The organism is Peribacillus sp. TH27 (assembly GCF_016650915.1).
Lineage (GTDB): Bacteria > Bacillota > Bacilli > Bacillales > DSM-1321 > Peribacillus > Peribacillus butanolivorans.
The window spans coordinates 2380062-2398274 of the sequence record NZ_JAEKEV010000002.1 but is presented as its reverse complement, the minus strand read 5'-3'; the positions used below and the strand labels follow the sequence as shown (position 1 = coordinate 2398274).

The window sequence follows — 18213 nt, the reverse complement described above, 5'->3', positions numbered from 1 at the left end:
TTTTTCTATTCTACTTAATATAAGCGTCTTTTTATTGAATCATATTCAAAAAACGGCGTGTACGCTCTTCTTTAGGGTTTGTGAAAATTTGTTCGGGTGTTCCACGCTCCATAATTTTTCCTTCATCCATGAAGATAACTTCGTCTGCTACCTCACGAGCGAAACGCATTTCATGTGACACAACAACCATTGTCATTCTTTCTTCTTTCGCTAAGTCTTTCATTACTTTTAAGACGTCACCAACTAGTTCAGGATCCAGAGCAGAGGTTGGCTCGTCAAACAGCATTACTTTTGGCTCCATGGCCAGAGCCCTTGCAATTCCCACGCGCTGTTGCTGGCCGCCGGACAACTGGAAAGGATAAAAATCAACTTTGTCACCTAAACCCACTTTTGTAAGCAATGCCTTGGCTGTTTCTTTCGCTTTTTGTTTTGGAATGTTCTTTACTATAATTGGACCTTCCATTACGTTTTCTACTGCTGTTTTGTGTGGGAAGAGGTTATAGTTTTGAAATACCATTCCTGTCAAACTGCGAAAAGAAGTAATTGATCTTTTACTAACAGTTTTTTTAAACTCCATTAGTTTTTGATCAATTTCAATCGTCCCGTCTGTAGGCACCTCAAGGAGATTTAAACACCGAAGAAAGGTTGTTTTACCTGAACCTGAAGGGCCGATTAATACAATGACTTTTCCTTGCTCCACTTCCAAATCAATACCTTTTAATACTTCAAGGTCACCAAATGATTTATGAAGATTCTTAATGTTAATCATTTTAAAATCTCCTTTTAATACTGCAGCTCTTATTTTGCTACATAACGATTAAGTCTGTCCTCGATATTTCCTTGAATGAAAGATAAAATAGTACACAAAATCCAATATAAAGCAGCTGCTTCGATGTAAAGTAATAGAAATTCATAGTTTTTTGCAGCAATTTCTTGAGCTTTACGGAACATCTCTGTTACAAGAATTAGTGATGCAAGCGATGTATCTTTTAAAAGGCTAATAAAAGTGTTTGATAATGGGGGAATGGATACTCGAGCTGCTTGCGGTAAAACAATTCGCTTTAATGCTTGGGTATATGTCATACCAATTGAATAGCCTGCTTCCCATTGTCCTTTTGGTATTGATAGAATTGCTGCCCGTATAATTTCTGATGCATAAGCTCCGACGCTTAGAGAAAACCCTATAATAGCCGATATGAAAGGATTAATCGTAATATCTAAGTTTGGCAGCCCGTAGAAAATAATAAATAATTGCACAAGTAATGGTGTCCCGCGGATGATTGACACATATACACGCGCAATTATTTGTAAAATTTTTATAGAAGATAATCGAGCTAATGCTGTTAGTACAGCGAGAATAAGGCCAAGAACAAATGAAATTAATGTTAGTGGAATTGTATTTTTAATAGCTCCCTCTACCATAGGATAGAGGGAGGTTTGAGCGATAGAAACAAGTTGGTTCATACGCTCTGGGTCAGAGAAAATATTACTTAGGAGAAACATCTTCACCAAACCATTTTTCGGAGATTTTTGCGTACGTACCATCGTCATTCATATCTTTTAGTGCTTTGTTTACTTCTTCCACTAACTTGCCGCCGTCTTTTCTAAACATTAACCCACTAGCTACACCGTTTTCTTCCTCGTCAGCCACTTTGATAGGTGCATCGGGGTGTTGTTTTTTATAATCAAGGTAAGATAATTTATCATTTATCGTTGCATCTACACGTTTAGAACCAATAAGCTGTACAGCTTGAGAAAATCCTTCAATACCGGTAACTTCAGCACCATGGGATTTTGCTATATCATTGTAGTTACTTGTTAAAGATTGTGCAGATTTCTTCCCTTTTAAGTCATCGAATGATTTAATATCTGAATTGTCTTTGTGAACAAGTAATACTGCTCCTGATTGAATATATGGGTCAGAGAAATCGTATTTCTTTTGACGGTCTTCATCAATTCCAACTTGGTTTGCGATCATATCAAAACGTTTAGCATCTAATCCTGCAAACATACCGTCCCATTGTGTTTCTTTAAACTCTGCTTTCACACCAAGCCGCTTTGCTACTTCCTTAGAAATTTCAACATCAAACCCAGTTAGTTTGTCTGAATCATCGTGGAATGTGAAAGGAGGGTATGTACCTTCTGTTCCAACTGTTAACACGCCATCTTTTTTGACTTTATCATATAGACTTTCTTGTGAAGAAGATTTATTGTCGGTATTATTTGCCTCATTTTTTGTATTTGAACCACAAGCCGTAAGTACAATTGTGAAAGCTAACAATAGCGATAAAAGAGCAATCGATTTTTTCATTTGATAAACCTCCTAGTAATCTGATAGGGATTGATACTCTGTGATACTAAATTAGAAAGGGCAAAAAGTCAATAGAAACAACTTATATCATTAGTGTTAATGTTTCTTTGCGAATTATACAGATTTTAAGGGATTGAAGTGAATTAGTACTCATAACGAAGAGCTTGTTCTTTTCTACAACTTTTCATTTCTAATATCAACCATTTCGTAAAAATGATGCCTACATAGATTTTCTTTTTATCCTTGAGAACGTTTGTCCTAATTATTCTCAAGATAATTGGAGGGGTCCACCTATCCTTTCTACTTATATGGCATCTGTTCTGATACCGAACTCGCAAGTGAGTTTCAAGGTTTTTTTGTCTGGAGGAGACTAAGGAGATTAGAAACGATGGATTTAGAACTTTCCAGAACATAAAGACTCCCATCCACCTTTAGAACTAAGCAGGGGATGGGAGTGTTATTTCTGGATTTGAACCGCCCGAAACTATTGCAGCATCTTTATTATTGGCTTAGTGATTGTCATGCGTTCTTTCCTCTACGCTTACGAAGATAGGGTTCGAATAGAACCAAAGGTCTTTATAGTTACGGTTGTTGATCTCGGCAAAACGTGATTCGTTATCCTCAATATCAGTCTTTGAATCGATCAGCGGCTCACCGTTGCTCGTTTCTCCAGAGACATTTTCCCCTAGATTCGTACCTCTCAAACGGAAATATTGGTCCTTACTCGCTTTGACTTTGTAAGTGATAATATGGTAACCGTCGCCATCAGTTTTCCAGTCTTTGCTTGTAAAGCGTTTAACTACTTTTGTCGTATCATTGGTGTCTTTACTGTAAGCAGGTGTTCCAGGCACAGCTTTCCCAGTTACATCACCGGAAATTAAATCCACGTGATCCACTTTAACAAAATCGCCGTTGTTGTTCTTTTTAGGGCTCTTAAATCGGATTGTAATTTTGACCATTTGTCCTTCCTTCACTTTAAGGTCCCCACCCATATCTACCTTGCTGCTGCCGCCTTTAGCTTGGAAATCAAGTGCGTTAATCAAGTCACCAAAAACAGAGAATGATTTCCCCGACCGCATGCCGTCCAAGACGGATTGCATTGTGGAACCGTTCACCCAAGTGTAATTTTTGGAATATTCGCCAGGCCAGTATCCGCTAGAGTAAAGGCGGTTTTCACTGATTTCGAAATGGGAGTCCGAATTGGAAAAGTTCCAGAACTGACGTCCTTCTCCAAGAAGCGCATCCCATGCACCGCCTACCTTAGCAAGCATGTAATCGGAACCGCCGTAAGTTCTGTTTTCAGGCGTTGTCAGGTTTAAGCCGCCTCTGTCAGGCTCCATCTGGTTTCCGGGCATGCCTTCAAATCCGAACAAGACATCCGGTGCGATATTGTTGAAGTCTCGGAAATCAGATATGGTGTACACCTTTTTTCTCGAAGGGTGATTCAGGATGGCATAACTTGTATTCTTATAATTCTTCTCAAGCCATGCCAAGGCTGTTCGAGCATCCTGGGGTGTCTTATTGGCTCTTTGATCCTGTGATTTCCAGATGGCTACATCCGTTGAATTGAACATCTTTTCATCCTGGTTGGTAAACAAATACTCGAATTGATTGCCAGCTTTTAAACTTTTTGATGATCCTGCCTGATCTCCCAAAATTCCTATGCCGACATGCTCGTATGTAGGCATGTCCCATTCGAACCCCGAAAAGATAATTTTATTTTTATATTTGCCTTTTTTCTGCAGTTGTTTCATTTTCGGAGCTTGATATTGAATGATTCCCTGAGACAGCGGAATCGGACCGCCTGGAAGCAATTGTCCTTCATCATCCCGTGAAGACATTCTCAAATGGTCGGAAATCCCCATCCAATCCATACCATACTTGTCAAATGAGTTGTTGAGCACGTTTTCAAGGGTCTGAGACCCCTCTGCATCGTCGGACTGAGTGGTATGGGCATGATATTCCCCTTTCATCCATCTGCCTCCAGAATTTGTCTGGTTGTTTTCTTCTGTATCTTTTGCAGCGACCGGCAGACTTTGAGAAAAGATGGCTAAGCTGAGAGCCAATACCGTGAATGATTTGAACTTATTTAACATCTTTCTGATACCTCCGAAATATTGAAATAATATTGAACAAGCCAATTTTATTGTAAAAGTATTAAGTAGCTATTTGGGGAGAGTATGGTTTTTGTAAATGAAGAGGGGGAATTTCTGGAATAATCTTTTTGGATTTCATTCGAGAACCTATAGAAAAAACCATATGTTTATTGTCGAAATAAGGGAAAAACTCTGAGCCTCAGATAGTCTTGAAACCCTCAACAGCCTTTTTATTTATCATCATTCTTTTATCCATCACGTTAAATTAAAAAGAGTATTCTCCTACCATTTAATGTAATTGGGTGATATAATTTTTGTGAATAAATTCACAAAAATAGAAATATCTAGTTAAAGTATTAGCTATTAACTCTTGAAAGAAAGCGAGTTGGTTATATGAAGAAGAAAGTAGTTTTGGCTGGCGGGACTGGGTTTGTCGGTAAATACTTTGAAAATCATTTCATGGGTTTAGGATATGAGGTAAGAATAATCTCAAGACAATCTCCACATATAAGTTGGAGTAATAACGAAGGGATAAGAGAATCAATTGAGAATTCTGATATGCTAATCAACTTGGCAGGGAAAACAGTTAACTGTCGCTACAATGCTAAGAATAAGGAAGAAATCTTACAGTCACGAACTGAAACTACTAAAATACTCGGAAATGCGATTAAACAATGTGAAAATCCTCCTTCATTATGGATAAACTCAAGTACGGCGACTATTTATAGGCATGCTGAAGATATTCCAATGACAGAGGATGACGGTATCATTGGCTCAGGTTTCTCGGTTCATGTGGCCAAAGAGTGGGAGCGTTCATTTTTTGAATTTCAATTACCTGAGACAAGACAAATTGCTTTAAGAATTGCGATTGTGTTGGGCGATGATGGTGGGGTAATGACTCCTTATAAAAATTTAGTTAAATTTGGTCTAGGCGGTCATCAAGGATCGGGAAATCAAAAGTTCAGTTGGATACATATAGATGATTTATTTAACATTGTCCTTTTTCTTAGAAAGAACGAGGAGTTGAGCGGAGTATTCAATTGTTCTTCGCCTCACCCAGTTACAAATCGCGAGTTAATGGCTCACCTGAGAAAAGCCATGAATAGAAAGATAGGATTGCCATGCCCAAGACCCATGCTTGAAATGGGAGCTTTCTTTATGAGAACCGAAACTGAATTAATCTTAAAGAGTCGCTGGGTTATTCCTGAAAGATTGGTAAGGGAGGGTTACGAGTTTAAATTTGATAAACTCGATGCAGCCCTTCAACAAATACTCAAGAGTTCTAAATAAGGGTATAAAACACTAGAGAGTGATTTGCTATAATAATAGATAAAAAGATTATTGATGAAGGGGAATCCATATTATGAATATTACTCCATCTGAAAAAGTCGGAAGATTCACAACAGGAATTTTTTCGGAGTTGGCGACTCGTAAGCAGGATGCGATGAAGCGCGGGATAGATGTTATCGATTTGAGCGTTGGTAGTCCTGATTTGCCACCGCCTGCATTTGTAGTGGATACGCTGGTCAAATATGCACAGGATACAAACTCATACGGTTATACGCTAAAAGGTACAACTGAATTCCATGAGGCTGTTTGCTATTTTTATCGGCAGCGTTACGGGGTAGAGCTTGATTCAGATAAAGAGGTCCTTCAACTGATGGGCTCACAAGATGGGCTTGCACACTTGGCAACAGCGATGATTAATCCGGGCGATTATGTGTTAGTACCAGATCCGGGATATCCAATTTACGAAGCAAGTGTAAAACTCGCGGGAGGTAACATTTATCCGATGCCACTTACTGCCGAGAATAAATTTCTGCCACAGCTCAATCAAATCCCAGTGGAAATATTGAACAAAACGAAAATGATGATCATCAGTTACCCTGGAAATCCAGTCACTGCACTTGCTGATGAAGATTTTTTTTCAGAGGTTATTTCGTTTGCTAAAAAGAATGAGATTCTGGTTGTTCACGATTTTGCCTACTCTGAGTTAATTTTTGATGATCATCCTCCGATTAGCTTTATGTCTATTCCGGGTGCTAAGGAGGTTGGGATTGAATTTAATTCGCTATCGAAAACGTTCAATATGGCAGGCTGTCGTATTGGATATGTGGTCGGCAATCATGATGCGTTACATATCTTAGGTACATTGAAATCACACATCGATTATGGAGTTTTTTATCCGATTCAAAAAGCTGCAGAAATGGCGCTTACATCCAACCTTTCGCTGCTGTCCGATCAAGTTAAGGAATACGAGGCCCGTCGGGATGCCTTGATAATAGGTCTTGCAAAAGGAGGATGGCATGTACCTAAATCCTCAGCTACCATGTTTATTTGGGCTCAAATTCCTGCTGGTTGGAAGTCACGCGATTTTGCTTATGAATTGATTGAAAAAGCGGGGGTTACGGTCGTCCCTGGGGATGCTTTTGGAGAAGAAGGCGAAGGGTATGTTCGAATGGCCTTGGTCCAACCGGCTGAGAGATTGACAGAAGCTGCAGAAAAGATTCAATTGTTTCTGGAAGAATATCAAAAAGTGGTTCAGGATTGAATATGAAAAGTAAACGGAAAGAGTGCGGAGGGTAAGCCGCACTCTTTCTTTGCAGGTCCTTCTCATTCAATTCTTTTTTGCGACTTTATTCAAAATGAAATAGGCTGATATAGCAGATAAAACAGCAATTATTAATGTAGGTATTTGTGAACTTTGAACAAAAATCACTTCTTGAGAAAGTGTATTACTCATGCTCAATGACTCTGAAAAATCAGGGGTATATGTAGCAGTTAGAAATAGACCAGATGAAATTTGCAATAAGGTAAATAACAATAAGAAACTAATAGTGAAAATTAGATACTTTTTCATTTTACACCTCCTCATTTGATTACGAGTATAGCGTACAAAAGTTTCGTTTAATTTTACACTTTTCTGGAAAATGTGAAATGGTGCATTTTTATTAGATTTCTAAAGCCATTCGTTTGGTTCTTAGCTTGTGTCTATAAAGTCCTCATCAAACTCTTCGAAACGTTTAAATCCTTTAGCTTTATAGTAATTTTCTCCGACTTAGTTTCCTATTTCAACATCGGCAATAACTTGCGATAACCCTTGTAATTCTTGAATTAGCTTCTGTAAAAGCTTTGTATTCACTCATTCTTACTCTAAGTGGGATGAAATCCTGCGAATGAGCTAGCATTCGTAAGAAATACTTAATTAACTGAGGGAGTTCAACTAGAAGAATGCATAAAAAGACCGCCTATACTGGCGATCTTTCGAATCTACGTATTAAAAAACTAAGCAGCATTTTTTATCTCTCTTGTTTTTTTAGCAAATAGTTTTTCTTTAAGAGTTGGCATAATCAAACCATCTACCCCATATCTTCCTGCATTCATAGCAGAAACTAGGATAAACATTGACAATAAAACAAGTTGTGGGTTTGTACTTGTAGTACCACTAAACATATAAGAAAAGTTCATCGCTATTCCAAAAAACACTGCTGTTTTTGTAAAACAACCGATTAATAAACCTACCCCTACAAATAGTTCTCCCCAAGGTACTAAGAGGTTAAATACCTCTATATTAGGAATCGCTATATTTTTTAGAAATACCACCCACCATTCTTGAACAGCCGGGTGTTCTCCTGTTGAGTTAGCTAGAGCACCCTGTAAAAAGCCAGAAGCATCAAACTGTCCACTTGCTACCTTCCCCCAACCAGCCATAATCCACGTATATCCGATATATACACGTAATACAGCTAAGAGTATAGAAATGTTTTTGTTTTGTCTTAGAGCATCAATCATCATGTTTTCCTCCAGTAGTTCAAAATAATAAGTACTAAGGAATATAATAACATCATTGAAAATGATTTTCATTATCATTTATATTAAAAATGTATTAAGAATATATAAAGAACCTCCTTCTACAATCGGAAGTAAAGCTGAGGATTCAGTAAGACTCTTCGGTTATTCAAAAATGCTATTGATCCAATTGTTGAAGTTAGTAGACAGCAATTTATTGGAGTTCTCTATTTGAAATTACCATCAGACGATTCCAATTTCGAAGCTAGCTAATATTATTGTTATTTAACCACTCAATCCCGAAAAACAAAGCTATTATGTGAATAATAAACCACCTTACAAAAATATGACAAAATTGTAAGATGTGAACCTTAAACTGTTAGGTTAATCGATGGCGATTTATCTCTCCCTCTTTTAAGATTTAAGAAAAAGAGGAAAAAAAGGTGGTATGAAATGAGTTTTTTAGAACTGAATATTAATTTATTTAGAATGATTAATGACTTAGGGAAACAATACACATACTTAAATCCTGCTATGATTTTTATTGCTGAGTATATGGTATTTTTCTTAGCTTTTGGTGTTATTGTAATTTGGTTTACTCAAAATAAAAAGAGTAGAATGATGGTTTTTTGTGCAACCATTACTTTTGTATTTGCTGAAATAATCGGGAAGATAGCAGGAAAATTTCATTCCAATAATCAACCATTTGCTGAGTTGACAAATGTTAATAAATTAATTGAAAAAGCAGTTGATAATTCTTTTCCAAGCGACCATACAATATTGTTTTTCTCATTTTGTGTATCCTTTTGGATATTCAAAAGAGGATGGTGGTTTTTATGGATCATACCGGCTTTCCTTGTTGGTTTTTCTCGTATTTGGGTCGGTGGTGTCCACTATCCAGCAGATATTCTAGCAGGAGCTATTATAAGCATCATTTCAGGCTCAATTGTTTACCTTATTGTTCCTAAGTTACGCTTGACTCTGAAATTATTAGGGGTTTATGAGAAATGCGAACAATTGGTTATATCTCCTTTAACTAAATCGAAGGGGAAAAAATCAAAGGATTTTTAAGAAATGATAACATTGAAAATTTAGAATTTATGAATAACTTTCAACTAACAGGTGCTTTACTTCAATAAGAGAGTTGCTTCGGCAGCTCTTTTTCTTATGTCACGAACAGGGCAGGTTAGTGAAAGGTGATATTATAAATATAGATGAGATTTTTTAGTAAAGGAGACTTATTATTTTGGAAGCAAAATGTATTAAGTTCTATGAATTCGGAAGCCCGCAAAGCGTATTGAAAGTTGAAAGTAAAAACATTCAACGACCTGCTAATGGAGAAATCCTTGTGCGTATGAAAGTTCGCCCTATTAACCCATCTGACTTGCTACCAATTCGTGGGGTATATTCTCATCGTATCCCTTTACCTTCCATTCCTGGCTATGAAGGGGTCGGTATTGTAGAAGAGGTGGGTCCTTCAGTTTCTCAAGAACTAATAGGTAAGCGTGTTCTGCCTCTGCGTGGTGAAGGAACTTGGCAAGAATATGTTAGAACATCTGCGGAGTTGGCAGTTCCTATACCTCGTTCCATTGAGGATTATATTGCAGCACAATTATATATAAATCCGATAACAGCTTGGCTTACTTGTACAGAAGTATTAGCATTGAAACCGGATGATGTATTAATCGTGAATGCTTGCGGATCTTCTATTGGTCGTATCTTTACTCAGTTATCCAAGATTCTTGGTTTTCAGTTGATTGCTGTAACAAGAAACAATAAATATACGGAAGAACTACTTAAACTTGGAGCTTCTAATGTAATCAATACTTCGGATAGATCATTACATAATACCGTGATGGAATTAACGAATGGGCGTGGAGCAAACGCTGCTATTGATTCTGTGGGTGGAACAGATGGTTCAGAGTTAGCTTTTTGTGTTCAACCAAATGGAATGTTATTAACTATCGGGCTTTTATCAGGAAAGCCTGTAAATTGGGCGGAAATTTCAAATAGGACAAAAGTGAATGTTAAAATGTTTCATCTTCGGCATTGGAATCAACAGGTATCAGTACAAACTTGGCAAGAAACTTTTAACCTTTTGATAAATTTTATAAACGATAAAAAGTTGAGGTTTATGATGCCAGACTCTCACTATGGCCTACAGGAAGTACAGGAAGCTATTCGTGTAACAGAATCCCCTATGAGTAATAGAGGGAAGATTTTTTTATCCAGTTAGCTACTAATTTTTCTTCTTCAACTATAAATCAGGCAGTTTTTAATAATAAGATCGTTTTTTTGAAAAAATAGTGGGATTGTTCTTTGAGAAAAGGAAAAAAAGAAGTTTTACTTTTAGTTTTCTATTTCGTAATATTTATTTAAAGTACAGTCGGGTGCGTACGTTCATTAAGAAGTATGGAAAAGGTATTAATAAAAGTATCATTTGATTAAATAAGTTAAGAGCATGTTTTGACCAGTCTTTTTTCAAAACATGCTTTTTCTTTTGTACGTTTATAAAGGTTAATAGTAATGAAATTATCAAACTTTATTTCAAACCTACTATTATTATCTGCTTTATCTATCTTTCTCTCTTTTGCCTATAAAATACGCATTGTTATAGATTACTTTCTGTTATCAATTTTTCTTTAAATTATAAGTAAGGAAATCAAAGTATAAAGCGATATATTAATTTCATAGGATTCCCGAACGCTAGAAGGACAAGCTACATAAAATATAGCAAGTCCGTACTATTTTATGAACTGAAGTGGGCTTAATATAAATAAGGGGCATAGCAATGATCAACTGGAAAGTGCGTTTTAAAAATCCGACGTTTATTTTTACAGTTCTTCTCCCTGGGCTTTTAATATTAACGCAAATGGTTGCAGCGTTCATTAATAACTTTATCCACCCGATTGGTTTTACCATTACCGATGATGCGCTGAATGGGGCGATGGGGATTATTAACTTTATTGCGCTTACATTCTTTGGGGTCGGCGGTGTGGTTGATCATACTACTAAAGGTCTAAGCGACAGTGATGAGGCTCGAAAATATGAGGAACCTAAGTAATTGGACGAACCTTTTTCTACTAAAAATGTAGAAGAAACCAGATGTCACCGTTTATTTTATGTAACGGAACATGTGGTTTTTTTGTTTTTAATCATTTCCCGCCAGAAGACTCCCTCTTCAAGCGTTTGAAGGGCGAGAGCCCAACGGTAAGGGGGAGATGAATGGCGGTTGGCATAAGCCAAAGTAATCTTTTGACAAACGTACGTTCGGTGGTTAATAATAACTATAAGGGGGTGAAACCAATGGTCGTAAACAAAGCTTATAAATTTCGAATCTATCCAACTAAAGAACAACTTGTTCTAATCAATAAAACGATCGGCTGCTCCCGTTTTGTCTATAACTTCTTTTTAGGCAAACAAAAGGAGAAAGATGCCTGCTGGTATATTTGTGAAGAAATGAAGCAGAACGGCCAATTACCCTCTAATGAATGGAAAGGTTCTTTTCTGAATAAATACGCAACAATCAAAGAACTTCCAGCTTTAAAGAAAGAGTATTCTTTCCTGAAAGAAGTAGACAGTATTGCCTTACAGAAATCGGTGGAAAATTTAGCAGATTCCTATAGTCGATATTATAAAAAGCAAAACAAGTCACCACGCTTCAAATCGAAAAAGAATCCTATCCAGTCCTATACGACTAAACATACGAATGGAAATATTGGAATTGTTGGAAACAAAATCAAATTGCCAAAACTCGGTCTAGTTCGTTTTGCTAAAAGCCGCGAAGTCGAAGGGCGAATCATGAATGCCACAATCAGGCGGAACCCTTCGGGTAAATATTTCATTTCCATTTTAGCGGAAACCAATGTACAAGTACTTTCTAAAACGAATCGATCGTGCGGTGTAGATGTTGGTTTGAAGAATTTTGCTATTCTTTCAGATGGTACGGTCTATCAAAATCCAAAATTCTTCCGGACGGTCGAAAAGAAATTGGCCAAAGCACAACGGATTCTTTCAAGGCGACAAGAAATAGCCTTGAATCAAAATAAACCATTGGCTGAAGCTAAAAACTATCAAAAACAAAAACGAAAAGTGGCTATCCTACACGAAAAAATTTCAAATGCCCGAATGGATTACTTACATAAAGTTTCTACCGAAATCATCAAAAACCACGATGTTATTGGAATGGAAGACTTGCAAGTGTCAAATATGATGAAAAATTACAAACTAGCTAAAGCTATTAGTGAAGTATCTTGGTACCAATTCAAAAAAATGTTGGAATACAAAGCAAACTGGTATGGTAAACAAATCGTGACCGTATCTAAAACGTTTGCTTCTAGCCAATTGTGTTCTAGCTGCGGTTACCAAAATAAAGACGTTAAACAACTGAATCTTCGTAAATGGGACTGTCCTTTTTGTTCTACTCACCACGATCGAGATATTAACGCAGGACTCAATCTAATGAATGAAGCCATAAGGCTTCTAACCGTAGGAACTACGGGAGTAGCCTAATTAAAAATTGGCCGATAGGCTAATGTTCTTAGGAATCCCCCACTTCAATCAGACCGTAAGGTCGATAAGTGGGGGGGAGTTCAAATAGAGAATTTATGGTGAATAAACGAAGGTGGTAGAAATAAAAAAGGATTTTAGGAATCAAATCTAAACTTCATCATATATTTAAAATTGTGTTTCATTTACAGATTGGGGAGGAAAAAGAATGAGTCTTAGTTTACCAGTTTCAAAATGGATTGTAGCAATTGTTTCACTTGTAGCATTGGTTGCAGCATTTATTTTCGGTCCAGCTAATGCATCAGCATCAATCAACTATGGCGATGAAGTTGCCGCCTTAGCGGAGAAGCAGGTGGGGAGCCCATATAAATATGGAGGGACGACACCAAAAGGATTCGATGCAAGCGGGCTTACTCAGTATGTTTATAAAAATGCAGCGACAGAAATGAAAATTCCGAGAACAAGTGCAGATCAGTATAAAACCGGTAAAGCCGTGAAGCAAAAAGACTTAAAAACAGGCGACTTAGTGTTCTATGCAACTGGCACGAAAGGAAAAGTCTCATTTGTGGGCATCTATAATGGAAAAGGTACTTTTGTGGGAACCACAACAAAAGGTGTAAAGGTAGTTAAAATGAGCGACAAGTATTGGAAAGATCGATATATTGGGGCTAAACGGGTCATTAAGTAATAGCTCTGATATTCATAACGGATACTTTATAATATGACTAGCAAAAAAGAGCATCGAAAATCTGATGCTCTTTTTGCTAGCCTAGGATAGTTGAAAAACCCTTACTCAATGATAATATCTGTTAATACAACATTACCATTTCTAACCTTTACTATAGCAACTGAAGGTTTAGCCAAAGCGTCTGTTTCCATTTCCTTAGCCTTTTCTTCGGATGCATAATAATTGTCTAGGCCGTATCTAATCTGAACAGTTGTAGCTCTTTTTAAGTCATAAGGAATTTCTAATTCTCCTTTTAGATAAACACCTTTGCTGGGTTTTTCTTTCGTTACTAAATCGACTTTATATAGACCATCACTGCTTTGTTTTAGTCGTACATATACCTTTTTATAATCACCCATATTTCTTGTTTTAAACTCAGAAATAACAGAGTCATCAAGTTGTGAAGGCTTAACGGTCTCTATTTCGTAATTCAGAGCCACATAGCTGCCCCGGAACAGGTCCGTCGGGTCGACTGGGGCGGTTTTGATTTTGATTTCCTCTCCGGTCATGGTAGTCCAGACGGGAGGAATCGACAAGACTAAAAGAATCAAGATTGGAATGGAAAATACGATGAGCGGTCGGAAGAATAGATTATTCTTCATTGAAATCGCCTCCTTTTTTCCGTTGGTTTTCAAAGAAGAAGCCAAAACCAATAAGCATGATGCCGCCGATTATGAATGTAAGTGATTTTGGCAGGAAGTCAAAGGAATCAATATAGTATCTGAAAATCAGTGCACATATTATCACAATGCTGGTTAAACTGCCCTTTAGAATGAGGTAAAGCAGGAAAATAAAATAAGCTATAGGGAACCATATCGAAAATTCAAAGGTAAGGAAGAGTGCGGTGATTCCATGTAAGATATGCCCTTGTATGTGGGTGGTGCTTTGTAATTTAGATGGAAATGGAAGATACGCCAGTATAATTCCCAATACAAACAGAATGGAAAGGACGATCGTATTCGACTGTTTAAAATCTAACTTCGGTACAAATTCCATTAGAAATAAGGCGATTGTATTGATGGCTAATGTGTTAATAAAAAAGCCCAAGGCCTTAGGATAATCGAATTTTTTTAATAGAACATATAAAAACGGTATAAATACAAGAATAGCAAGCGGGTAAGACGTTTCATCAAGGAATATACTTCCGTTAATATAAATGAAAAGCAGAAAGGAAGTAAAAAGAAGGATGAAGACGTCTTTTAAATAGTAACCAATGAATACTGTTCCAATGGCCCATAATAAAAAGGAACTGTTGAAATTGATGCTAATGTTAAACATCTGCTCAACTAGAAATATGCCTGCTCCGAATATCAAAATTCCAACATAATGTAAACTCCGGGCTGTTTTGGGAAAGCGTTTCTGCCACTTAACACCAGCGAAGTTTACTCCAATTAGACACGCAATTATTATTAGGAATTTTACTCCCTTATTTAAATATATCCAGTTACTGGCAACGAAGGTTAATACCCCAAGACCTAAAAGAAGCGCCCCGATGGACAATAAAATAGTAATGAAACTTAAATTCTCCTTCACATCATAGGAACCTAGCATCTTTTCTTTTTCTTGCTCAGAGATAACTCCTCCTGTTTCAAGATACTTAAGTTCGTGTTCAAGAAAATCAAACTGCTTTTTCGTTATTTCTTTTTTTGCCAAAGTAATTCCTCCTTCCATATATTTCTATTATATAACTTATTCTCCGTTAGCTATTAATATATGTTAATTTTCTCTTACCCTCTTTTGATTACACTTAACGGAAATAACGATATATACAATTCTGATTAGTTAGGCGGTCAGCTCAAATCATAAAAAATAGGATAATTACAAGGAAGAGGGTAAGCTTTTAAATATTTTTTTACAGTACCTTGCAATAAATAGTACCATGTGGTAAATTATTTGCATAAGATGTATTGTTCGTCGTTTGGTACTGTTTAATGAATAGTACTGGAAACATACTAGAAGGGAGTGATGGTACATTGAATGTACAATTTAAAAAAGGTGTTTTGGAACTGTGTGTCCTTGTGCTGTTGGATAAGCAAGACCGTTATGGCTATGAACTTGTTCAGAAGATTTCAGATCAAATCGAAATATCGGAAGGTTCGGTTTATCCACTTTTACGACGATTAACGAAGGAAGAGTATTTTACGACATATTTGCAAGAATCAACTGAAGGGCCACCGCGTAAGTATTATAAGTTAACTGACAAAGGCCGGGAGTACCTTCACGAATTGCTGACAGAATGGACCGAATTTTCTAATGGGGTCAATCAATTAATCAAGGAAGGTGTGGGCCAATGAATAAAGAAGAATTCTTAAAACAATTGGATGCCTCATTAAAAAGGCTTTCTCTAGAGGAACGGCAGGATATCCTGCAAGATTATGAAGAGTATTTCGAAATTGGGTTGGAAAAAGGAAAAACAGAGCAAGAAATTTCAGAAGCTCTTGGAAACCCGAAACAAATTTCCAAGGAACTATTGGCATCCTACCATCTTGGTCAAGTTGAGGAAACGACTTCCGCTGGAAATGTCATGCGAGCTGTTTGGGCAGTTATTGGTTTAGGATTTTTTAATATTGTGATTGTATTAGGACCTTTTATTGCATTGCTAGGGGTTGTTATTGCAGGATGGGCATCAGCGATAGGATTCATTCTTGCTCCGTTTGGCGTACTTCTTAATCTGATTTTAGGGAGCTTTCAATTATTTGATTTGTTCTTTGCATTGGGACTTTGCGGGATTGGAATATTCATAGCGATGGGGATGTTTGTCGCTACAAGTGCTTTAATTAAAGGATTTATTCGCTATTTGAAATTTAACGTTTCCCTTGTGAAAGGTGGTTTGAAACATGGTTAATATTAAAAAATTATCGATTATTGCACTTGTTCTGTTATTGGTTGGTGTAGTAGGCAGTTTGTTTACATTTTCGCAAGTGACGGATAAGGAATCCACTACAGAGAAAAAATCGATTACAGATGAGGTAACGGACATTCAGGTTATTTCTGACAATGCAGCTGTTGAAATTATCCCAACGACAGGTACGGAGACTAGTGTAGAGTTAGTATCAAAAGGTGTGGATGTTTCTAAGCTGAATTTTTCTGCAGATGTGGAAGGAAAGAAGCTTGCGATAAAATTAAAAGATAAACGTTCCTTTAGCTTTGGGTTTCAAATTCAATCATTACATTTAAAAGTGTATGTGCCCGAGAAGTCTTATAAGTCCTTTGTCGTTAAAAGTGATAATGGAAAAGTGCAAATGGCTGAACTGGAGATAAAGAATCTGAACGTGGAATCACAAAATGGCCGAGTTGAATTAAATGATATAGTAACCGAAAAAGTAGAGGTGAAATCTGCTAACGGAAGAGTAGATCTTAATAATGTAGAGGGAAATCTGGTAGGTTCCTCGAATAACGGCAAAATCTCCCTTGTCACAAAAGACTTAGATCGGAATATTCAATTGGAAAGTGACAATGGCAAAATTATGATAAAAACAGATAAAGAGCCGACCAATACAACCTTTGATGTTCATGTTGATAATGGGAAAATCGATATTCTCAATAAATATGAGGGGAATGTTGTCATTGGTAAAGGTGAAAACATGGTTAAATTAGAAACGAATAATGGGAAAATTGAGATAATAAAATAGCAACAAAGCGAGAAAAAAGCCGATTCCGATGGAATCGGCTTTTTCAGTTAAGCAGCCATTTTATTTTCTTGAACTGGCTTAGGCTTATGATAATACCTGTTTAAGAATGAACCATAAACGGAAGCGAGTATTTGTTGGAAAAGAGTACCGAGAATGACAGGAACAGCAACGGCGGCAGGGAAATAAGCAACGGCAAGAGCAGCTCCTGCAGCGATATTTCTCATACCTCCTGTATAGGTGACGGTAATAATCTCTTCTTTTTCCCACTTCAGGAATTTTCCGACCATCCAGGATAATAGATAACCAGAAAAGGCAATAAAGAAGACCATAATAGCCATTTTGATTAATTTTGCATCGATATGACTTAAATATGGAGCAACTTTCGCGCTGTTTAAGGTCACACATATACCAAGTGCTATTTTAGAAAAGGGAGCTAAACGCGGTCCAAGCATCGGTTTTATTTTTCCCTTGGTAATCTGATTCAGTACCATCCCAATCAGTGAAGGAATGACAACCATGCCGATTAACCCTTTCATGATTGCCATGGTATCCATTTCAACCGATGTTCCGCTGAAGAAAGCAACGCTAAACGGCACAATAATCGGTGACAAGAGCGTATCGATTAAGACAATCGTCAAAGTGAGCAGGGTGTTTCCTTTGTAAATGGATACCCAAAGCAAACTGGTAACACCAGTTGGAATCACAACACCTAGAACTAAACCAGTTATGGTCAGATTGTCTCCAGGAAACACCAGGTGTCCAAGTAGCCAAGCCCAAATTGGCATGACAATATGCAGGATACAAAGGACCACAATTATCGGTAAGGGATTGGAAGCGATACGCTTCAATGAACTGAAATTCGATCCTAAACTTCCGGAAAATGTAATAAATGCAAAAATCCAAGGGGCGAGGAATATATAGGAATCTAAATAACTGGCAAGCAATACGCCGACCACTACACCAGTTGGCGTGATAAAAGGCATAGCCTTTTCAAGAAAATGATTTAACTTCTGTAACAACAATTTCACTCCTAGCCAAATACGTATGATGATAAAGGCAAGCTGCTTCGTACTATCATGTTTGTAAAATCCCTGTGAAAGTCCCAGCAAAGGAAGTTTCACACTATCATCTGTAGATCAGGTGGAGAAG

General features: G+C 37.1%; 19 protein-coding genes. 10 read left to right on the top strand and 9 right to left on the bottom strand.

The window, feature by feature from the left end; genetic code table 11:
- Window positions 1-31 precede the first annotated feature (31 nt).
- From JFU24_RS13065 to JFU24_RS13050, 4 genes are all read right to left on the bottom strand, one after another.
- Window positions 32-769 (bottom strand): amino acid ABC transporter ATP-binding protein, encoded by a 738-nt coding sequence (locus JFU24_RS13065; protein WP_201250048.1) that lies wholly within the window; start codon window positions 767-769, stop codon window positions 32-34.
- 29 nt (window positions 770-798) lie between these two features.
- Window positions 799-1503 carry an amino acid ABC transporter permease gene (locus JFU24_RS13060; RefSeq protein ID WP_201250047.1) on the bottom strand — a complete coding sequence of 235 codons (705 nt, stop codon included), beginning with the start codon at window positions 1501-1503 and terminating at the stop codon, window positions 799-801.
- Window positions 1487-2311 (bottom strand): amino acid ABC transporter substrate-binding protein, encoded by an 825-nt coding sequence (locus JFU24_RS13055; protein ID WP_201250046.1) that lies wholly within the window; start codon window positions 2309-2311, stop codon window positions 1487-1489. The genes JFU24_RS13060 and JFU24_RS13055 overlap by 17 nt, the downstream gene beginning before the upstream one ends.
- 509 nt (window positions 2312-2820) lie before the next feature.
- Window positions 2821-4407 carry an S-layer protein gene (locus tag JFU24_RS13050; protein WP_201250045.1) on the bottom strand — a complete coding sequence of 529 codons (1587 nt, stop codon included), beginning with the start codon at window positions 4405-4407 and terminating at the stop codon, window positions 2821-2823.
- Between the two features lie 393 nt (window positions 4408-4800).
- On the opposite strand from JFU24_RS13050, the gene JFU24_RS13045 reads away from it, so the two are divergent.
- Both JFU24_RS13045 and JFU24_RS13040 read left to right on the top strand, forming a co-directional pair.
- Entirely contained in the window at window positions 4801-5697 is an 897-nt protein-coding gene (locus tag JFU24_RS13045) for a TIGR01777 family oxidoreductase (RefSeq protein ID WP_201250044.1), read from the top strand.
- 73 nt (window positions 5698-5770) lie between these two features.
- On the top strand, window positions 5771-6958 hold the full coding sequence (locus JFU24_RS13040) for an LL-diaminopimelate aminotransferase (protein WP_201250043.1): 1188 nt from the start codon (window positions 5771-5773) through the stop codon (window positions 6956-6958).
- A gap of 66 nt (window positions 6959-7024) precedes the next feature.
- On the opposite strand, the gene JFU24_RS13035 is transcribed toward JFU24_RS13040, so the two are convergent.
- Together JFU24_RS13035 and JFU24_RS13030 are read right to left on the bottom strand one after the other, a co-directional pair.
- Window positions 7025-7267, bottom strand: coding sequence for a hypothetical protein (locus JFU24_RS13035; protein ID WP_201250042.1), 243 nt, complete (start codon window positions 7265-7267; stop codon window positions 7025-7027).
- 425 nt (window positions 7268-7692) lie between these two features.
- A complete protein-coding gene (locus JFU24_RS13030) occupies window positions 7693-8202 on the bottom strand; it encodes a DoxX family protein (protein ID WP_201250041.1) in 510 nt (169 codons plus the stop codon).
- 447 nt (window positions 8203-8649) lie between these two features.
- Here JFU24_RS13030 and JFU24_RS13025 point away from each other — a divergent pair, with 447 nt between their 5' ends.
- From JFU24_RS13025 to JFU24_RS13005, 5 genes are all read left to right on the top strand, one after another.
- Window positions 8650-9267 (top strand): undecaprenyl-diphosphatase, encoded by a 618-nt coding sequence (locus JFU24_RS13025; protein WP_201250040.1) that lies wholly within the window; start codon window positions 8650-8652, stop codon window positions 9265-9267.
- A 175-nt stretch (window positions 9268-9442) separates the two neighbouring features.
- Complete coding sequence (locus JFU24_RS13020) at window positions 9443-10432, top strand: zinc-dependent alcohol dehydrogenase family protein (protein ID WP_201250039.1); 990 nt, start codon at window positions 9443-9445, stop codon at window positions 10430-10432.
- Window positions 10433-10987: 555 nt separating this feature from the next.
- Entirely contained in the window at window positions 10988-11260 is a 273-nt protein-coding gene (locus JFU24_RS13015; protein WP_053344448.1) for a phage holin, read from the top strand.
- Window positions 11261-11502: 242 nt separating this feature from the next.
- Window positions 11503-12708 (top strand): IS200/IS605 family element RNA-guided endonuclease TnpB, encoded by a 1206-nt coding sequence (tnpB, locus tag JFU24_RS13010; protein WP_201250038.1) that lies wholly within the window; start codon window positions 11503-11505, stop codon window positions 12706-12708.
- Window positions 12709-12913: 205 nt separating this feature from the next.
- The gene (locus tag JFU24_RS13005; protein WP_201250037.1) at window positions 12914-13393 is read left to right on the top strand and encodes a C40 family peptidase; all 480 of its coding nucleotides are present in this window, start codon (window positions 12914-12916) and stop codon (window positions 13391-13393) included.
- Window positions 13394-13494: 101 nt separating this feature from the next.
- On the opposite strand, the gene JFU24_RS13000 is transcribed toward JFU24_RS13005, so the two are convergent.
- Together JFU24_RS13000 and JFU24_RS12995 are read right to left on the bottom strand one after the other, a co-directional pair.
- Window positions 13495-14034 (bottom strand): GDYXXLXY domain-containing protein, encoded by a 540-nt coding sequence (locus JFU24_RS13000; RefSeq protein WP_201250036.1) that lies wholly within the window; start codon window positions 14032-14034, stop codon window positions 13495-13497.
- On the bottom strand, window positions 14024-15085 hold the full coding sequence (locus JFU24_RS12995; protein ID WP_201182863.1) for a DUF2157 domain-containing protein: 1062 nt from the start codon (window positions 15083-15085) through the stop codon (window positions 14024-14026). The genes JFU24_RS13000 and JFU24_RS12995 overlap by 11 nt, the downstream gene beginning before the upstream one ends.
- A gap of 320 nt (window positions 15086-15405) precedes the next feature.
- On the opposite strand from JFU24_RS12995, the gene JFU24_RS12990 reads away from it, so the two are divergent.
- From JFU24_RS12990 to JFU24_RS12980, 3 genes are read left to right on the top strand one after another with little or no spacing between them, the layout of a single operon-like run.
- On the top strand, window positions 15406-15726 hold the full coding sequence (locus tag JFU24_RS12990) for a PadR family transcriptional regulator (RefSeq protein WP_056522239.1): 321 nt from the start codon (window positions 15406-15408) through the stop codon (window positions 15724-15726).
- Complete coding sequence (locus JFU24_RS12985; protein ID WP_201182861.1) at window positions 15723-16277, top strand: DUF1700 domain-containing protein; 555 nt, start codon at window positions 15723-15725, stop codon at window positions 16275-16277. Before JFU24_RS12990 ends, JFU24_RS12985 begins: the two co-directional genes overlap by 4 nt.
- Window positions 16270-17064 carry a DUF4097 family beta strand repeat-containing protein gene (locus JFU24_RS12980; protein WP_201182859.1) on the top strand — a complete coding sequence of 265 codons (795 nt, stop codon included), beginning with the start codon at window positions 16270-16272 and terminating at the stop codon, window positions 17062-17064. The genes JFU24_RS12985 and JFU24_RS12980 overlap by 8 nt, the downstream gene beginning before the upstream one ends.
- Before the next feature lie 47 nt (window positions 17065-17111).
- On the opposite strand, the gene JFU24_RS12975 is transcribed toward JFU24_RS12980, so the two are convergent.
- Window positions 17112-18083: a bile acid:sodium symporter family protein gene (locus JFU24_RS12975; protein WP_201250035.1), complete on the bottom strand. Its 972-nt coding sequence runs from the start codon at window positions 18081-18083 to the stop codon at window positions 17112-17114.
- Window positions 18084-18213: the final 130 nt, after the last annotated feature.